This window comes from Indolivaga capnocytophagoides DSM 22835 (assembly GCF_000426485.1).
GTDB classification, from domain to species: domain Bacteria; phylum Bacteroidota; class Bacteroidia; order Bacteroidales; family Dysgonomonadaceae; genus Dysgonomonas_A; species Dysgonomonas_A capnocytophagoides.
Genome location: NZ_AUFL01000014.1, coordinates 1 through 16,808, shown reverse-complemented (window position 1 = coordinate 16,808; position 16,808 = coordinate 1). Strand labels below are relative to the sequence as shown.

Genomic DNA, 16,808 nt, shown 5'->3' with positions numbered 1-16,808 from the left:
AATCAAGGATTGATTATTGGTGTTAATGATAATGGTCTTTGGTAATGATAATCATATGTATTGATTACTTTGCCATTGGCATCTTTTACTTTGGATAATCGTCCGAATGAATCATACTCATAAGTAGTGGTTCCCCCCCGAGGATCAGTCATGGAAGTCATGCCCACTAAGGGTTTGTAGGTGTAGGTGGTAATGAGAGCATTAGGTAAGGCTTTTTGGAGATTATCTCCTTTTAAAGTCTTCTCATTGGGGACTACTAGCTTAGATAGTGCATCAATATCAGATACACCAAAAACGGTCTTCACAACTGCTAATACATCGGCATAACTGGCATTCTTTATCTCGGCAATGGGGTACTGACCGGAATAAGACCACAGATAAACTATTTTATCCGCATCACCTTTAGAAATGTAAAGAGGGTTGCCGAAGAGATCGTAATTGTGGTAAATAAGGCGAGTTTCTAAAGCGTTATTTTTTCCGGAAGCAACTTTATCTAAGAGAAACATTGATCCTTCTTGTCGATATGCCTTTTCTATTGAAACCAATTCTTCTAGACTATTTTTTTTAGTCTGTTTAATAACCGAAGACAATATATTTTGAGTTACCATTTCTTTGTAAGGAGATATTGATTTAAAATCAATAGGATATAACATAGTCTCAGTAAAAGTACGGCCCCCGCTATTGGTTATTTCTATTTTAGCAGGTAAAGACTGTTCATTATAAGTATAATTCTTGCTAGATGTAATGTTTCCTCCATCCTGATATGTTATTTCTGATACTGATTTTAATTCGGTCTTTCCTTTTACTAAAATATAACTAGGATGGATAAATAGTGGAAATTTGCCATATGAATCTAGCAAAATATTTTGCCAAGCATACTCTAAAGACTGAGTTTCATAGCTAGCATAAGGTAGCTCTACATTTAATGTTAATATTGCACAATGAAAATAGGCTTCCGGAGTGTAATTATAATTATAGGATGTTCTTTTTATCAGTTTATATTCTCCTAGTTCATTAACTCCAAAATCTTCCTGACTAACTAAATAATTCTGCTTCCAGAAATAATCATAATAAGAGCCGTATGATTTCTGGTTAGTCCCATGACTGAAAGGATAGTATCTTAGTCCCTTAAAATAAGGGGAACTGTCTCCTTGATTTGGATAACTAGGAATAGGCCATTCACTTGTACTTGTATTGGCATCTTTATTAGTATATGTATATTTTGTTTTAAATTTCTGATCTTTAGAGATATTCGTATATTCAGTAACCGACTCATAAAATACTGGTAGGTTTCCAAAATAGGATAATTCCGAACCAAATTCGGACGAAAATATGCGACGACGAAATGCATATGATACGACAAAACTTTGGCTAGATTTATCCTCGTAATTAATACTAAAAGACTCACTCATATTATCTACTAATCGATTTGGATCATATTTAATTATGCCGGAATCATAGTCATATGTTTTAGTTATTTGATTCAAATTTTGATCGGATGTAACAATTTTTTTCAGACGAATACCTCCTCCTTCTTTATCAACAGTAGGTTGGCCATATCCTATTCGGCTGTACAAATTAGGTTCATATTCAAATTCAGAGAATCCTCCTGTGGGATATATAATTTTCTTTAAACTTCCCTTTAAGCACTCCTGATAAGATGGCTTACGATTACTATTTCCTATTATAGTATTAATAGTACTAGTTGTACCCGTATTAAAAGATATTCGTTTGATATTCATAGGAGGAAATACACTCTGACTATTTGAGCCATTGCGAAATCCCCACCAATCTATATTTGAACCAAAAAAAGAAGAAGACGGATTATATTCAAGTCTATACTTTTCAATGTCTTTCCCTTTAGAATCTTGCCATATGACCTCATCTAATTTATAATTTATTTGTAAAAAACCATCAAAATACAATTGATCCAAAACTGAATGTTTTAAACTTAATTGCTTTACTACAGAGCTATTATCCTTAACCACAATTTTTTTGACGATATTGGAATCATTACTTTCAAAAAATAGAGATTTATCTCCAAATTGAATCTCTTCTATGATTTTCCTTTCATATTCAATATTAGAACGGCTTACAACAGGTGTCATCATGGTATTATAAGCTCCTGAAATTCTAGGATCTTCTATTTGGTCGACAATCTCTAAAGTTTCAACAGGACTTATTGCTTTAATATTAGCTTTACCACTCTTCAGTTTAAACGATATAGAATATATACCATCAGCAGATGTAATGTTTGCAAGATACCATCCTACAGGTTGAATTCCATATTTCGACATATGTGTATGCTCTGTTGCAATAAACTTATATTGAATCCCTTTGTCATCAACAATCACAAAATCAGTATTTCTCCGGTAAATAGAAATTGGATTATTATCCATCTTTAAAATATCAAAATTAGAGAGTATAAAACTTCCAGAGAACCCAGCTATTGAATAGTTAAATATATCATACTCTGTATCATAATTGCTATTTTCGGAGTACAGTTCTTTGATTAATTCGGAATAAACCAGAGGTTTATCTTTAGTCTTATAATCTATTAATTTTTTGACTCTCCCTGAATCTACAGGACAAACCCAATCTGGTTTACCTTTAATCATACAAGATATGGCACCGCCTGTACCTAAAGACCATCCTATTCCAATAGCACCAGTCATATCCGAAGTATGTCTTCCACTGCCATCATAATTTAGTGTTATAGGCAATCTCAAATTTCCATACTGAATTTCATATACAGGTATATCAATAGTCAATGCTCCTCTAGAATGGTCTAGAGAATTCTCTAAATATCTAAATAAGCTAGCAGTTTCGGGCGTTGGAGGAATCACTTTTGGACTTTCAACAGTATAATTGTCGGCTTTAAGACTGCTGCCCATTGAAGATAGTAAATACATAATATTAAACAACAATAAGATGTAACTAACTAATAAATACTTTTTCATAATAAAAACACTCTATTTCTTAATCATTTTATCAGAATACACTTTATAACCCGTACCTATACTTATAATATAAGTACCCTTAGCTAAGGATGAACAATCGATCTGTTCACTATATACTCCACTGGATGAAATAGGTTTAACTATAGTTTTTATAAGCCGACCTTCAAGACTATACAATGAAATAGTAACAGAGGACGGTTTTTCCATGTAATACTCTACGGTAAGCGTGGTTTCGACCGGATTGGGATAGAAATTGTAAGACAGATTTGCATTGGGCTGTTCTTCGGTTGGATCTGTCACATCCGGTATTTTATGATCGATATTCCATAAACTATCCAACACTGCCAGATTATCAGGATCTGTATCCAAATAAAAATGTTCCTGAGGAGGAAAGAAAAAAGCCGTCAAAAATTCATTAGCAGTAGAATCCTGAGGGATTGTCTTTATCGTTTCAAATATAGGATAACGATACCCTTTCGAAAACCACTTATAGTTCTCGACATTCATATTCAAGACTGTGTTTATATTGTTATTGACATCATAAATGGTCTCCTTGATGGTCTGTATGGTTTTTACCCGCATGACATTCTTCAGAGTATCTCCTGACGGAAGAATCATTACACCGTAAGCATCAGCTGTCTGTTTAATTTCTCCTTGTGATTCGAAAGGGATACGACATGAATATAGTCCTTTTGACTGGTATTGCTTTTGATGCGGTTCGTTATAATTAGTAGGATATGCCATCGATAATAGTGAAGGTGTATACTTCAGGGAAGTCGTCGCATTTTCATGACCCAGAACATACAGGCTGTTATCTTTTACCTGTAGATAATACATGGTGCTGTGCTCTGTTCCGATCAGATACCGGACAGAATCATTATTAGCTTGTATGGTGTCACGTCCCAATATATAGTAGGATTGTCCAATAGATCAGGAGAAGAATAAGTCAGAGAGTACCGGTTATTAATGGATTTGAGTTTTCCAAAATCCCAGATGACATTTTCTCCTTCTCTTCCGGGATCTTTAAATTCGACCTGCTGTTTTATTATTTCATCGCCGGAACGGGGACTGTTATAACGTTGTACGATTTGCGCTGTTATTGTCAGCGGAATGGACAATAACAGAATAGCAGTAAAGCGAAACTCCATATACTGTATATTTTAGTTGTTTTCAAGTTTGTATTTATAGTTTTGTTCATTGTGACTACTCCAATGAATCAAGTCTAAACGATGTTTTATGATTGAAAATAATGATTAATCGGTCTAGTGTATGTCTTTAATGTTTTGTAAAATTAGATTGCTTTGTAAATATATGTTATTTTTCGGATAAAACCAATACGTTCCAGAATGTTAGGATCTTCTTTTGTATGACTCTATTTTCAATAGAGTAAGTGCCTATTCGAAGTCTTTCTGCTAAGTAGAGCCTTATTACTTAAGACAATATCATACATCTATTCTATGAATAGAATGAAAACAAAAAAAGCAATCACATTTCTGTAATTGCTTTTTCCAAGTGACCCCGGAGAGGCTCGAACTCTCGACCCAATGATTAAGAGTCATTTGCTCTACCAACTGAGCTACGGAGTCTTTTGTTTTTGGTAGCACAAAAGTAAAACAAAATATTTATTTAAAATAACCTTTCTATAAAAAAATACTTATCACAAACATCACATTAATAAATAAATTCTATAAAACATCCATATCTTATAAGTATCTTTGTATATCTCAACTAAAAGAGAAAAAGAGTAACTATCTATGGATCAGCATTCACTATTTATCAGCCAAACCTTAATCGAATGGTATAACCTGAACAAGAGAGAGCTGGCTTGGCGAGAAACAAAAAATCCTTTTAAAATATGGATTTCCGAAATTATCTTGCAGCAAACCCGTGTTGCTCAGGGATACGACTACTATGTACGATTTATTGAAACATTTCCGGACATTGTTCAATTAGCTAATGCTGACGAAGATACAATTCTTAAATTGTGGCAGGGATTAGGTTATTACAGCCGAGCCCGTAACCTTCACACAGCAGCCAAGCAGGTAAGAGATAATTTTGGAGGGAAATTCCCCGACAGATACGAAGATATCCTTTCATTGAAAGGTGTCGGTGATTATACAGCCGCAGCTATTGCATCTTTTGCATTTGACCTCCCCTATGCTGTTGTCGATGGAAATGTGTTCCGCGTGCTATCACGGCTATTCGCAATTAACACTCCAATAGATACATCTGCCGGAAAAAGATTATTCACAGATCTTGCAAATGAATTACTAGACAAGGAACAACCCGGAGAATACAATCAGTCTATTATGGATTTCGGGGCTATACAATGCGTTCCGGTATCCCCCGATTGCACTATCTGCCCTCTTGCCGACAGATGCTTGGCTCTGTCTCATAAACAAGTATCATTATACCCTGTCAAACAAGGAAAAACAAAGGTAAAAGAGCGATTCTTCAATTATCTGGATATTCATTTCGGTCCAAATACCTATCTCCACAAACGGACAGGTAACGATATATGGAAAAACCTCTACGAATTGCCACTGATTGAGACTGACAAGGATATTACAATAGAAGAACTTCAGAATACTGAAACTTTTCATGCTATTTTACAAAATGTAGGAACAATTTCGATCCACCCTATGAGTTTTTCGATGAAACACGTACTGTCTCACCGTATTATTTACGCCCGATTTTACAGAATAGAAATTACAGACGATACCGAGCTAAAAGATAAATATATCAAGACCTCAACTTCTTCTGTCGGAGACTATGCAATATCACGTCTTGTCGACAGATATTTCGAGCAACAAGGAAAACCGACTTTATTTTCTTAATAAATTGTATCTTTGTCGTTACTTTACTAACAAATTGTCAAAAAAGCATGAAGTCAAACAAATATAAAATACTCTTCGTCTGCCTTGGAAATATATGTCGTTCTCCGGCCGGAGAAGGTATTATGAAAAAGATAATAGAAGAGAATAATCAGACCGATTTTATTGCTGTCGATTCTGCAGGAACATCAGGATACCATGACGGGGATCTACCCGATAGGAGGATGCGTAGTCACGGAAACCGCAGGGGGTATAAGTTCGATTCTATATCACGGAAATTTACAGCAGACGATTTCGATGATTTCGACCTGATCATAGCAATGGATGACAACAATTATGATAACATCATGAAGCTAAGCCCTGATCTGGAATCACAGAAAAAAGTCCATCGAATGGTCGATTTTTCAAAGGAATACGGATATGACCATATCCCCGACCCTTATTATATGGGTGCTGATGGCTTTGAATTAGTTCTCGATTTACTTGAAGATGCCTGCGAAGGTTTATATAGTTATTTAAAGGAAAACCAAAATATTAGATGAATACTAAAATTATAAAAGGGATATTTATTGTATCAATGGGAGCAGCCTCGTACGGAGTGCTTGCAGTAATGGTAAAACTTGGTGGACAAGATGGATACTCTACAGGAGAATTAACTTTTTCTCAATCGTTTATAGGCTTACTTCTTTTGTTATTTTTTAATATGGGACGCAATGTTGCAAAACCTCAGGTTGAACAACGAAAAATACCGGTTGCTCAAAAATGGAAATTGATGCTGGGCGGTATTCCATTTGGTCTCACAAGCTCATTCTACTACTTGTCATTAACATATACATCGGTTTCGGTTTGTATTGTCATGCTTATGCAGTCGGTTTGGATTGGTTCTGTCATAGATTTTGTCATCAATAAAAACAAACCGACACCCAATAAAATCATCGCAATCATAATAGTATTGGCAGGGACAATACTGGCAACCAATCTTTTTTCGTCAGACATTGACATAGACTGGCGCGGAATATTCTGGGGACTGATGGCTGCCTTATCGTATTCGGTCAGTCTGCTTGTATCGAACAATGTGGCAACGGGATATCCTCCTTTAAGCCGTTCTCTATATATCATTGCCGGATCGGCTACTGTGGTTACACTTATTTGGGGATATTCGTTATTCAATCAGTTTGATCCCAGCGTATTGTGGAAATGGGGAATCCCCATCGCATTATTCGGAACGGTACTTCCTCCCCTGCTATTTACAAAAGGAATCCCTGTTATCGGTATAGGATTGGGCAGCATTCTGGCTTCCATCGAATTACCTGTATCAGTAACTATGGCACGGATAGTATTAGGCGAACAGATAAATATCTCTCAGCTTTTGGGTATCATCCTGATACTTTTAGCAGTAGTAATAATGAATATTTCTTATCTTAAGCCGTCAAAATCTCATTAAACGTTAAGATTTTACCAAATTCGGTTATCTTTGATAAAGAATTAATTAATTTCGCAATAGAAATTAAGGCGACAGGTCTAATTAATTAAGTATAAGTAATAGAAAGTATTTAATGATATATTTCTATACAGGACGCACTTTGGTCGTTTTGCTTACCAAAGCAACGTTTAAAGCAGTGAGAGCAGAGTCAAGTTTACTTGAACTTTGCCGAATCGCGATAAACGACCGATGTAATTGAATAAAAGGGTCTGAAATCTTAATATAAAAATAAAGTTATCGTCGATGAAAGTCAGAATTATAAATAAGTCACGCCATACACTACCTGAATATGCAACTGAATATTCGGCAGGATTAGATTTGAAAGCAAATATCGAGAGTGATGTAACATTGCAACCCCTTGAACGGGCATTAATCCCGACAGGATTGTATATTGAACTCCCGCAAGGATACGAAGCCCAAATAAGACCCCGCAGCGGATTGGCTTTAAAACATGGACTGACCGTACTAAACTCTCCCGGAACAATAGATGCTGACTACCGTGGCGAAATTCGTGTCATTCTGGTCAACCTTTCTAACGATCCTTTTGTTATTAAAGACGGAGAACGGATCTGTCAAATGGTCGTAGCCGCACATGCACGGGTGGAATGGGTTGAAACAGACAATCTCGATGAAACAGAAAGAGGAGCAGGAGGTTTCGGCCATACCGGAAAGTAAGTGCTCCATTCACATATAAAGAGCTATACTACACACAACTATAAATTTTGCAGGTAAAAGCAGATATTTAATGATGCGCTTTTGAGAGTAATAGCTATCGATACATTTATATTTGTTTATACTTGATTAATTAATAAAAGAGGTCTGAGACCTTAATGTTTACTTTATGCAAAAGATTAAAATTTCGGTATCTTTCTTTATAGCCTGCTTGATGGGGATTTCTTTTGTTTTTGCCCAAAAAGTAAATACAGCTCCCGGTGAGGACAAATTATCAACAGAAGACCGACGCAAGTTCGACAACTTCTTTTACGATGCGATGAACGCCAAATCTCTGGAGCAATATACCTCAGCATATGACTATCTGCAATATTGCATGAAAATAGACTCGACCAATGCAAATGTATTGTTCGAGATGGGTAATTTTTATAATTCTCTCAAGGATAAAGACCAATCTTACCATTTCTATAAAAAAGCCGTACAATACAGCCCCGACAATTATTTTTACAATATGGCGTATGCGGGCAGCTCTATCGAACAACAGGATTTCAAGACAGCAGCTGCCATTTATCAGAAACTGATTAATGAAAATCCGATGAAGGTAGAACTGTATATGTATCTATCGGAAGTATATCGTCTGGACGGAGATTTCACAAAATCTATTGAAGCCCTCAATGACTTGGAACGGACAATGGGAATGAATGAAAAAATTACCATCCAGAAATTTAAACTATACTCGGCTCTGAACGATAAGAAAAAGGCTTACGCCGAAGTACAAAAGTATATCGATAAAAATCCGGGAGATATCCGTTACTATATCCTATTGGGTAACTTATACCTGCAAGACGGTAAAAATAAAGAAGCTCTGGCATCATTCAACAAGGCTAAAGCGATAGATCCGAACGATACATTCCTTATAACTTCGATGGCTAACTATTATCAGGCCATAGGAGACCAGCCAGCCGCAGAGAAAGAACTTCGAGCTTCACTTTTTAACTCGAAGACCGATGCCGATACCAAGATCAACGTGCTCACTCAATATATCGGTATCCTGCAACAAAATAAACAAGATCTGGAGCCAGCAAATAAACTGTTGGATTCTCTGATGATTGAATATCCGCAGGAAGCTAAATTCAATTTGCTATACGGAAATTTGCTGATGGTTCAGAACAAAAAGAAAGAAGCCAACTTCCAATACCGTATATATGCCGAGTCTGACCCCACAAATCCAATGGGTTGGGAGCAGCTGCTCCAATCGACAGATATGGACAGCATAGATGAGCTTATCAGTGTCTGCAAATCGGCTATATCATATCTTCCTGAAGAAGCACTTTTCTACTTCTATCAGTCTATCGGCGAATTCCAGAAAAAAGAATACCGGCAAGCACTCAGCACAATAAACAAAGGAATAGAGTTTGCCGATCCATCTAATGCCAATCTGCTTTCGGAATTTTACAGCCAGAGAGGCAATATATATCATGAGCTGAATAACGAAGACAGCACTTTTATCGATTACGAAATGGCTCTTAAATACAATCCTCAGAATCTGGGAGTATTGAATAATTACAGCTACTATCTTTCGCTGAAAAGAAAAGATCTGACTAAAGCTGAGAGCATGAGCAGTATAACGATCAAGGCTGAGCCGACAAACCCTACATATCTTGATACTTACGGATGGGTTTTATTCGTTCAGGGAGCATACACAACTGCCAAAATTTATCTTGAAAGTGCGGTTAAATACAGTCTTGAAAAAGAAAAAGAAATCTCAGCCGAAGTACTTGAACACTACGGAGATGTATTATATATGACCGACGAAAAAGAGAAAGCTCTTGAATATTGGCAAAAAGCAAAAGAAAAAGGATCCGAGTCCAAAACATTAGAGAAAAAAATCGAGACGAAAACATATATTGCCGAATCCACAAAGTAAGAACGTATTTTACAAAAGATGAGAACATCTAACAGAATATTTATACATAAGGCTCTATTTGCAATACTACTAGCTATTGCATTTAGCGGTTGCGGAAGCAAAAAGAATATTATATCTACAGACGGTTCTGTGGCTGCGAAATCGCAGGAGCAGCTCCTCGATGACGCATTGGCTGCACAAATCAATTATAAAACAATCAGCGGCAAAGTCTCCCTCGAACTAATGAGAGGTGACCAGACTTCGGGCATGAAAGTAAACAGTCAACTGAAATTGATTAAAGATCAGGAAATTCAATTATCTCTGCGTGCTCCTTTTATCAATTCGGAAGTATTCAGATTGAATATTACCCCCGATTCAGTATTTGTAATAGACCGTTTATCAAAAAAATATGCGGCAGAAAATATAGGAGAATTGGGCAAGCAAAAAGGCATACAATTCAATTTCAATAATATGCAGGCATTATTTACAAATGCACTGTTCGTTCCCGGAAAAAATACTGTTGAAAAAAAAGATTATGACTCTTTCAGCATAACAATGCAAGGCGGACTATTTTATCTGTTGACTAAAGATAAGAAAGGCATACAGTACCACTTCTCTATAGATGCAAACGACAGAGTAACATCTACTAATATTAGCGGAACATCCAATGAATATGCTTTGCTTTGGAATTACAAAGATTTTATCAAAGAATCAGGATATACTTATCCATCACTGATGCAGGCAGATGTTACGGTAAAAAAGAAACGCGTGAAACTAAATATGGCGTTTTCGTCTTTAGAGTTCGATAAGGAATTAACTATAGACAACAGCCTGCCAAGCAAATACGAGAAAGTTTCGGTTCTGGATATTTTAAAGAATTACATAAAGTAAGGGCATAGACCTATATAAATAAAAATGAAATCATTTTTAACTCTATCTGCAATATTAGTATTTTCGGTACTATCGGCTTTTTCCCAAACGAATAAAATAAAAGATTTGGAGAATAAGCGAAAGTTGGCATTACGTGAGATAGAGAATACAACATTACTCCTAAACCAAACGAAAAAAAGCACGTCGACTCTGCTAAACAGAATAAATATGCTGAGCGAACAAATCAATTCCCGCCAGAAGGTAATATCTCTTCTCGGTGATGAAGTAAACGCAATAAGCAGGCAGCAGGCTATCACACAGGCTGAAATAAAAGACCTTGAATTAAAATTAAAAGATCAGCAGAAATCATACGCTAAGGCTCTTGAGAGTATTGTCTTGAGAAAGCAAGGCATGAATAAATTGCTATTTGTCCTTTCGGGAAAATCATTGGGAGAATCTCTTCGCCGTATGAAATACCTGAGAGACTACTCAGATTGGCGAAACCAGCAAATCATAGATATAAGGGAAAAACAGCGAATCCTTCAGGAAAAAAGAGAAGCCCTCGAAAAATCAAAAGCCGATAAACTCTCTCTGATGTCTTCGAGAGAAAAAGAACAAACAAATCTGCAAAAAGAAGAAGAAACTCATAAGAAAGAAGTAGACGACGCCGGAAAAAAACAAAAAGAACTACAGGATATACTGACCACCAAACAAAAACAGGCAAATAATCTGAATGCCCAGATCGAAAAGCTTATTGCACAGGAAGTAGAAAGACAGGAGCGTGAAGCACGCCGTCTGGCTCAGGAAAAAGCGAAAAGAGAAGCTGCTGCAAAACGCCGGGCCGAACAGGAAGCCAAACGAAAAGCCGAGGCGGCAAAAAGAGCAAATAAAACCACAAAAACGGAAGAAAAAACCGAGACCAAAACAGAACCGGAGCCGGATAAAGATACAGACATACCTGAGGTGGAAGAACTGAGTACAGCCAAAACGGTAGTGACAAAAGAAAATTTTACCCTTTCGTCTAATTTTGCATCTAATAAAGGAAAACTGCCTATGCCGGTAACCGGAAGATACAGTATTATCGGACGTTTCGGAACCCATCAACATAGCCGCTTCAGAGTAACCACCAACAACGGAGGTATTGATATACAAGCACAGCCCGGAGCGCAGGCCAGAGCTGTATTCAATGGCGAAGTTACCCGTATTGTGGCATTTCCCGGATATAATAATTGTATCATCGTAAGGCATGGCGGGTACTACACGTTCTACGGAAACATACAACAGATAAGCGTAAGACAAGGGCAAAAGGTTACAGCAGGACAGGCTCTCGGTCAGATTTATACCGATTCGGATACAGGCAGTGCACAGCTGCACTTCCAGCTTTGGCAGGGAACAACCAAATTGAATCCCGAACCATGGCTCAGAAAATAAAACATACGGAATACCTGTTCGATCTACCCAAAATTGAAGACGCAAGAGGTAATCTCTCTTTTCTTGAAGAAGGAGGAGATATCCCCTTCAGTATTGCCCGTATATATTGGATATATGACGTTCCGGGAGGACGAAAGCGGGGAAGCCATGCTTTCAAAACACAGCATGAGATAATCATTGCCCTTTCGGGCAGTTTCGATATAGTTTTAAATGACGGAAAGGAAGAACGCAGATACACCCTCAACAGGTCATACAAAGCACTGTATGTGCCTCCATTGATGTGGAGACATATAGACAACTTCTCTACAAACTCGGTATGTCTCGTAATCTCATCCGGAAGTTATGATCCGGACGAATACATACGCAATTTTAAGCAATTCAAACAATACCTTAAGAATGATATTCCGAATCCGGCTATAATCCCTCAACCTCATCAGTCAGTGATTATACCTGCCGATATTCAATACAGTTCGGTCGAAGACTGTAATACGATCAGTCTGCCTGTTATACAGCACAATAGAGCGGGTAGCCTTACTCCGATTCACAATTCGGTAGATATTCCCTTTGATGTCAAACGCATCTTTTTTGTATATGATATTCCTTATGGAAAAAAGAGAGGAATACATGCACATAGGCACTGCCATCAGTTTATCATAGCTGCATCGGGCAGTTTCGACATCGAAATTGATGATGGAAATAAAAAAAAGAAAGTAAATATGAACCGTCCTACAGAAGGAATTCATATATTGCCGGGTATATGGTCTAAAGAATTTAATTACTCTTCGGGAGCAATTTGCCTTGTCCTTGCATCAGAAAGATATACAGAAGAGGATTATATTCGCAAATACAGTGATTATAAGCAGCTTTATGGAAATAAAACCAGCAATCTATAATAAAGAATCATCTATACAGTGGGATCTATTCGTAAAATCTTCGAAAAATGCCACATTCCTCATGCACAGAGACTTTATCGAATACCATAAAGATAGAATAACTGATTTCTCTCTGATTTTCACAATAAAAGGTAAGATAATAGGATTACTTCCGGCAAACAGTATAAATCACGATTCAATATACTCGCATCAAGGATTAACCTATGGGGGCATAATTACTAACGAAAGTATGTCGGCATCACTTATGCTAGACCTTTTCGGTACACTAAAAGCTTTTCTTTCCGAGCAGGGATTTAAAGAGTTTATATACAAACCTATTCCACATATATATCACCGGATACCTTCGGAAGAAGACTTATACGCTCTCTATAGAAACCAAGCCGAACTTATAAGCAGAAACATCTCATCGTGTATATACTATGATACCTCAATCAGTTATGCACAACTAAGAAAAAGAGGAATAAAAAAGGCACAAAATAAGGGTCTGTCTATCTCGGAAAGTGATAACTTTGCTATGTTCTGGCAGATACTCGAGACTAATCTTATGCAGAGGCATAATGCAGAGCCTGTACATTCTCTGGCTGAAATAGAATATCTCAAATCAAAATTTCCGGCTCAGATCAGACTGTTTGAGGTTAAGAACGGAGACCAGACGATTGGAGGATGTGTGGCTTTCGATACAGATAGAGTTGTACATATCCAGTATATATCGGCATCCGAAGAGGGAAGACAGCAGGGTGCTTTAGATTATCTGTTTGACCACTTGATCCAAAAAGCTCAATCGGCATGTAAACACTTCGATTTCGGAACTTCCACAGAGCATGGAGGAACAATTCTGAACGAAGGATTAATCTCTCAAAAAGAAGGGTTCGGAGCCAGAGGTATTGTATATGATACTTACAGAATAAAGTTATAAGGTCTCAGACCTACTCATTGATATTAGTAACATATTAAAAATGGAATACATTGATTTATATAAACACCTCAAAGACATCGAATCATATGATGAAAACGAGGTCGATATTGACGATAAAACAATATTAAGAAACTTCAATTTCGAGTCCAAATACCGTTTTATCCTTCCAGGCGGAGCAGGTAATCTGGACGAATACGAATACCCATTAGGTGCTGAACCAGATTGCGAACCTGATATTATTCAGGAGATGCTGAACAAAAGGGATGCGGAAATACTTGAAAATATCAAATTCAGGTATCACATGATTATGCCTAAGTCCGAAGCCAAAACCAAGGGTGTGGTGCTTATGTTTCATGGGTTTAATGAAAAACATTGGAATAAGTATCTTCCGTGGGCTCGTTACATAGTCGAGAAAACCGGAAAATCGGTTATCTTATTTCCTATAGCATTCCACATGAATCGTGCTCCTGCCATATGGAGTGACACCCGTGAAATGTACACTATAAGCCAGCAACGCAAGAAAAGGCATCCGGATGTTATCGGATCAAGTCTTTCGAATGTTGCGATAAGTACCCGCCTGCACAATAAACCACAGCGTTTTATATGGTCGGGATTGCAAACTTATTATGATGTAATAGATCTGGTTACTGAAATTAAAGACGATAAGCATCCATACATCGACAAGAATGCCGGTTTCGATATATTCTCTTATTCTATCGGAAGTTTTCTATCTGAGATTCTGATGATGACGAACAAAGATGCTTACTTTTCTAATTCCCGATTTATCTCATTTTGCGGAGGTGCTGTTTTTAATCGACTTTCGCCCGTATCTAAGTTTATACTCGACAGTGAAGCTAATGTGAGTTTATATTCTTATGTGGTTGAACATCTCGAAAGCCATATGAAGCGGGACGAAGTTTTGCGCCACTATCTGAGCGAAATACATCCCGAAGGTGTTAACTTCAGAAGTATGCTCAATTACAAAACTCTGACCCGCTATCGGGAACAAAAGTTCAGGGAAATGAGTGAACGGATATATGCTATTACTCTAAGTGAAGATACTGTAGTTCCGGCTTATGAAGTTATCAATACCCTGCAAGGTACAAACCGCGATATTCCTATCCGTGTAGATACATTGGAGTTTCCGTACAAATATACACATGAAGACCCGTTTCCGGCTCTCGAAAATATAAAAGAAGAAGTAACACGGCAATTCGTTAAAACATTTGATCTGGTTTGTGATTTTCTTCAGAAATAGGATTCAACTCTACCTCATACTAAAGGGGAGAAGTAAAACCTCTCCCCCTAATTTCTGTTCTGAGACCTTAATCGGATAATTCTATCACTTCCAGATCTCTTATATTCCCCGCATCAATGACGAACCGAAGTAAAGTCCTCACTTTGTGGAATCCATACTTACCGGCAGCTCCGGGGTTCATGTCCAGACATCCGAATTTCTTATCATACATTACCTTCAGTATGTGAGAATGTCCGCAAATAAACAATTTAGGAGGTTTTGTTTGTAGAATCGCCCGAACACGAGGATCGTATTTTCCGGGATATCCTCCGATATGAGTAATCAGGACATCAACCCCCTCAATGTAGAATCTCAGAAATTCGGGAAAAGCCGCGCGCACATCTGCCCCGTCTATATTGCCATATACTGCCCTGAATGGCTTAAAGGCTTCAAACTTAGCAGTAAGACTCAATGATCCAATATCTCCGGCATGCCAGACCTCATCACATTCAGCAAAATGAATTTTGAATTTATCATCCCAATATCCGTGGGTATCAGAAAGCAGACCTATCTTTTTCATTTGTATTCATGGGATTTTTTATATGGAACACCAAATATTTTTCCGGATATACGATCTATTTTTATTTTCCAGATTTTTACATTTCTGACAGCAGGATCAGAATATTTAAAAGGGCGTTCGGTATACTGCTCCATCAATATATTTAAAGCTTCGACCTTTTCATCAAAATCTTCGACAAACTCTACCCTCCCCCTACAAATAACACTGCTGCCCTGTACCCTGTAACTACATGCAACCTCCTCGTTCTGATGAGTAATTACCGAGTCGGTACAGAATGTGATACAAATATCGGGATTAGCAGTCAAAGACCTCACGGCATTCCCCTCAGGTCCCGAATGAAGATAAACCACATCATCTTTGTATCCGAAATTCATGGGTATGACATAGGGCAGCCCTTCGGTATCAATCATACCGGCAAAGCATTCTTTACATTCCCTGATTGTTTTCTCGATAAATTCCCGTTCTTCTATAGTGATTGTAACCATTGCTATGAGTTATAGTTTGTTTCATAACAAAGGTACGAAACTTAAAATAAATATTTCGCTATCTTTGAGGACTGGCATCCTTTTTTATCTATAGAGAAAAGGTTCAGAATGAGAGAAAAAAGTTCCATGCGAGAAGAGTTATTTTGATGTAACTTTTGTTACCTTTTTTATAAATTATGTCAATCAGTAGTTAGATTGATAAAACGTTCTTTTCAATTATGCTTTCAAGTTCATCTATTTTCTAACGCAGCCTCCCGGCTTTGTTTTTCATTTTGCCTTGATGCAAAACGAAACAAAAGATCAAGACTGCGTCTCCAACCCGACCCGCTCAGCTCTCGAAAGCTAAGACAAATAAAAATGATTATCGCTGATATCTATTTGTCTTTTAACGCTTTCTTCATGCAGCGGATACCCCGGGCTTCCACCGAGGTCGAAAACCTGACGGACGAGGGGGCACAGACCCTTTTGTAGGCTGCCGCAAGCAATCTCTGATTGCGCGTAGTAAATAGCATAATTTAAAAGAACATTTTTCAACGACTGA

16 protein-coding genes and 1 tRNA gene are annotated in these 16,808 nt (G+C 37.4%); 10 read left to right on the top strand and 7 right to left on the bottom strand.

Annotated features, from left to right (window positions below; genetic code table 11):
* Positions 1 to 2 precede the first annotated feature (2 nt).
* The 4 genes from K322_RS0108385 to K322_RS0108370 form a co-directional block, all read right to left on the bottom strand.
* Positions 3 to 2,960 (bottom strand): RHS repeat protein, encoded by a 2,958-nt coding sequence (locus K322_RS0108385; protein ID WP_084158542.1) that lies wholly within the window; start codon positions 2,958 to 2,960, stop codon positions 3 to 5.
* Positions 2,961 to 2,972: 12 nt separating this feature from the next.
* On the bottom strand, positions 2,973 to 3,866 hold the full coding sequence (locus tag K322_RS18960; RefSeq protein WP_157279400.1) for a T9SS type A sorting domain-containing protein: 894 nt from the start codon (positions 3,864 to 3,866) through the stop codon (positions 2,973 to 2,975).
* Positions 3,818 to 4,108: a hypothetical protein gene (locus K322_RS20235; protein ID WP_026626482.1), complete on the bottom strand. Its 291-nt coding sequence runs from the start codon at positions 4,106 to 4,108 to the stop codon at positions 3,818 to 3,820. The genes K322_RS18960 and K322_RS20235 overlap by 49 nt, the downstream gene beginning before the upstream one ends.
* Positions 4,109 to 4,473: 365 nt before the next feature.
* Positions 4,474 to 4,546, bottom strand: a tRNA-Lys gene (locus tag K322_RS0108370).
* Positions 4,547 to 4,714: 168 nt separating this feature from the next.
* On the opposite strand from K322_RS0108370, the gene mutY reads away from it, so the two are divergent.
* The 10 genes from mutY to K322_RS0108320 all read left to right on the top strand — a co-directional run bounded on the left by mutY (position 4,715) and on the right by K322_RS0108320 (position 15,223).
* Positions 4,715 to 5,797, top strand: coding sequence for an A/G-specific adenine glycosylase (gene mutY, locus K322_RS0108365; protein WP_026626481.1), 1,083 nt, complete (start codon positions 4,715 to 4,717; stop codon positions 5,795 to 5,797).
* 47 nt (positions 5,798 to 5,844) lie between these two features.
* Positions 5,845 to 6,336: a low molecular weight protein-tyrosine-phosphatase gene (locus tag K322_RS0108360; RefSeq protein WP_026626480.1), complete on the top strand. Its 492-nt coding sequence runs from the start codon at positions 5,845 to 5,847 to the stop codon at positions 6,334 to 6,336.
* Complete coding sequence (locus tag K322_RS0108355; protein ID WP_026626479.1) at positions 6,333 to 7,238, top strand: DMT family transporter; 906 nt, start codon at positions 6,333 to 6,335, stop codon at positions 7,236 to 7,238. The genes K322_RS0108360 and K322_RS0108355 overlap by 4 nt, the downstream gene beginning before the upstream one ends.
* 282 nt (positions 7,239 to 7,520) lie before the next feature.
* Complete coding sequence (gene dut, locus K322_RS0108350) at positions 7,521 to 7,952, top strand: dUTP diphosphatase (RefSeq protein ID WP_026626478.1); 432 nt, start codon at positions 7,521 to 7,523, stop codon at positions 7,950 to 7,952.
* Between the two features lie 166 nt (positions 7,953 to 8,118).
* A complete protein-coding gene (locus tag K322_RS0108345) occupies positions 8,119 to 9,876 on the top strand; it encodes a tetratricopeptide repeat protein (protein WP_026626477.1) in 1,758 nt (585 codons plus the stop codon).
* Positions 9,877 to 9,894: 18 nt separating this feature from the next.
* Positions 9,895 to 10,746 (top strand): DUF4292 domain-containing protein, encoded by an 852-nt coding sequence (locus tag K322_RS0108340; RefSeq protein WP_026626476.1) that lies wholly within the window; start codon positions 9,895 to 9,897, stop codon positions 10,744 to 10,746.
* A gap of 24 nt (positions 10,747 to 10,770) precedes the next feature.
* Positions 10,771 to 12,156, top strand: a complete 1,386-nt coding sequence (locus K322_RS0108335) for a murein hydrolase activator EnvC family protein (RefSeq protein WP_035331730.1) — start codon at positions 10,771 to 10,773, stop codon at positions 12,154 to 12,156.
* A complete protein-coding gene (locus K322_RS21155; RefSeq protein ID WP_026626474.1) occupies positions 12,141 to 13,049 on the top strand; it encodes a sugar 3,4-ketoisomerase in 909 nt (302 codons plus the stop codon). Before K322_RS0108335 ends, K322_RS21155 begins: the two co-directional genes overlap by 16 nt.
* The gene (locus K322_RS0108325) at positions 13,024 to 13,965 is read left to right on the top strand and encodes a GNAT family N-acetyltransferase (RefSeq protein WP_026626473.1); all 942 of its coding nucleotides are present in this window, start codon (positions 13,024 to 13,026) and stop codon (positions 13,963 to 13,965) included. Before K322_RS21155 ends, K322_RS0108325 begins: the two co-directional genes overlap by 26 nt.
* A gap of 40 nt (positions 13,966 to 14,005) precedes the next feature.
* Positions 14,006 to 15,223, top strand: coding sequence for a DUF6051 family protein (locus K322_RS0108320; RefSeq protein ID WP_026626472.1), 1,218 nt, complete (start codon positions 14,006 to 14,008; stop codon positions 15,221 to 15,223).
* A gap of 67 nt (positions 15,224 to 15,290) precedes the next feature.
* Here the strand turns inward: K322_RS0108320 and K322_RS0108315 are convergent, their stop codons facing one another.
* The 3 genes from K322_RS0108315 to K322_RS21070 form a co-directional block, all read right to left on the bottom strand.
* Positions 15,291 to 15,782: a metallophosphoesterase family protein gene (locus tag K322_RS0108315; protein ID WP_026626471.1), complete on the bottom strand. Its 492-nt coding sequence runs from the start codon at positions 15,780 to 15,782 to the stop codon at positions 15,291 to 15,293.
* Positions 15,779 to 16,267, bottom strand: coding sequence for a pyridoxamine 5'-phosphate oxidase family protein (locus K322_RS0108310; RefSeq protein ID WP_026626470.1), 489 nt, complete (start codon positions 16,265 to 16,267; stop codon positions 15,779 to 15,781). Before K322_RS0108310 ends, K322_RS0108315 begins: the two co-directional genes overlap by 4 nt.
* A 342-nt stretch (positions 16,268 to 16,609) precedes the next feature.
* Positions 16,610 to 16,808: hypothetical protein (locus tag K322_RS21070; RefSeq protein WP_035331728.1), on the bottom strand; the 199-nt coding region annotated here is incomplete at its 5' end.

Bases quoted from the DNA above. Each gene is read 5' to 3' on its own strand.
- K322_RS0108385 (WP_084158542.1), bottom strand. From the start codon at position 2,960: ATGAAAAAGTATTTATTAGTTAGTTACATCTTATTGTTGTTTAATATT.
- K322_RS20235 (WP_026626482.1), bottom strand. From the start codon at position 4,108: ATGGAGTTTCGCTTTACTGCTATTCTGTTATTGTCCATTCCGCTGACA.
- mutY (WP_026626481.1), top strand. From the start codon at position 4,715: ATGGATCAGCATTCACTATTTATCAGCCAAACCTTAATCGAATGGTAT.
- K322_RS0108360 (WP_026626480.1), top strand. From the start codon at position 5,845: ATGAAGTCAAACAAATATAAAATACTCTTCGTCTGCCTTGGAAATATA.
- K322_RS0108355 (WP_026626479.1), top strand. From the start codon at position 6,333: ATGAATACTAAAATTATAAAAGGGATATTTATTGTATCAATGGGAGCA.
- dut (WP_026626478.1), top strand. From the start codon at position 7,521: ATGAAAGTCAGAATTATAAATAAGTCACGCCATACACTACCTGAATAT.
- K322_RS0108345 (WP_026626477.1), top strand. From the start codon at position 8,119: ATGCAAAAGATTAAAATTTCGGTATCTTTCTTTATAGCCTGCTTGATG.
- K322_RS0108340 (WP_026626476.1), top strand. From the start codon at position 9,895: ATGAGAACATCTAACAGAATATTTATACATAAGGCTCTATTTGCAATA.
- K322_RS0108335 (WP_035331730.1), top strand. From the start codon at position 10,771: ATGAAATCATTTTTAACTCTATCTGCAATATTAGTATTTTCGGTACTA.
- K322_RS21155 (WP_026626474.1), top strand. From the start codon at position 12,141: ATGGCTCAGAAAATAAAACATACGGAATACCTGTTCGATCTACCCAAA.
- K322_RS0108325 (WP_026626473.1), top strand. From the start codon at position 13,024: ATGGAAATAAAACCAGCAATCTATAATAAAGAATCATCTATACAGTGG.
- K322_RS0108320 (WP_026626472.1), top strand. From the start codon at position 14,006: ATGGAATACATTGATTTATATAAACACCTCAAAGACATCGAATCATAT.
- K322_RS0108315 (WP_026626471.1), bottom strand. From the start codon at position 15,782: ATGAAAAAGATAGGTCTGCTTTCTGATACCCACGGATATTGGGATGAT.
- K322_RS0108310 (WP_026626470.1), bottom strand. From the start codon at position 16,267: ATGGTTACAATCACTATAGAAGAACGGGAATTTATCGAGAAAACAATC.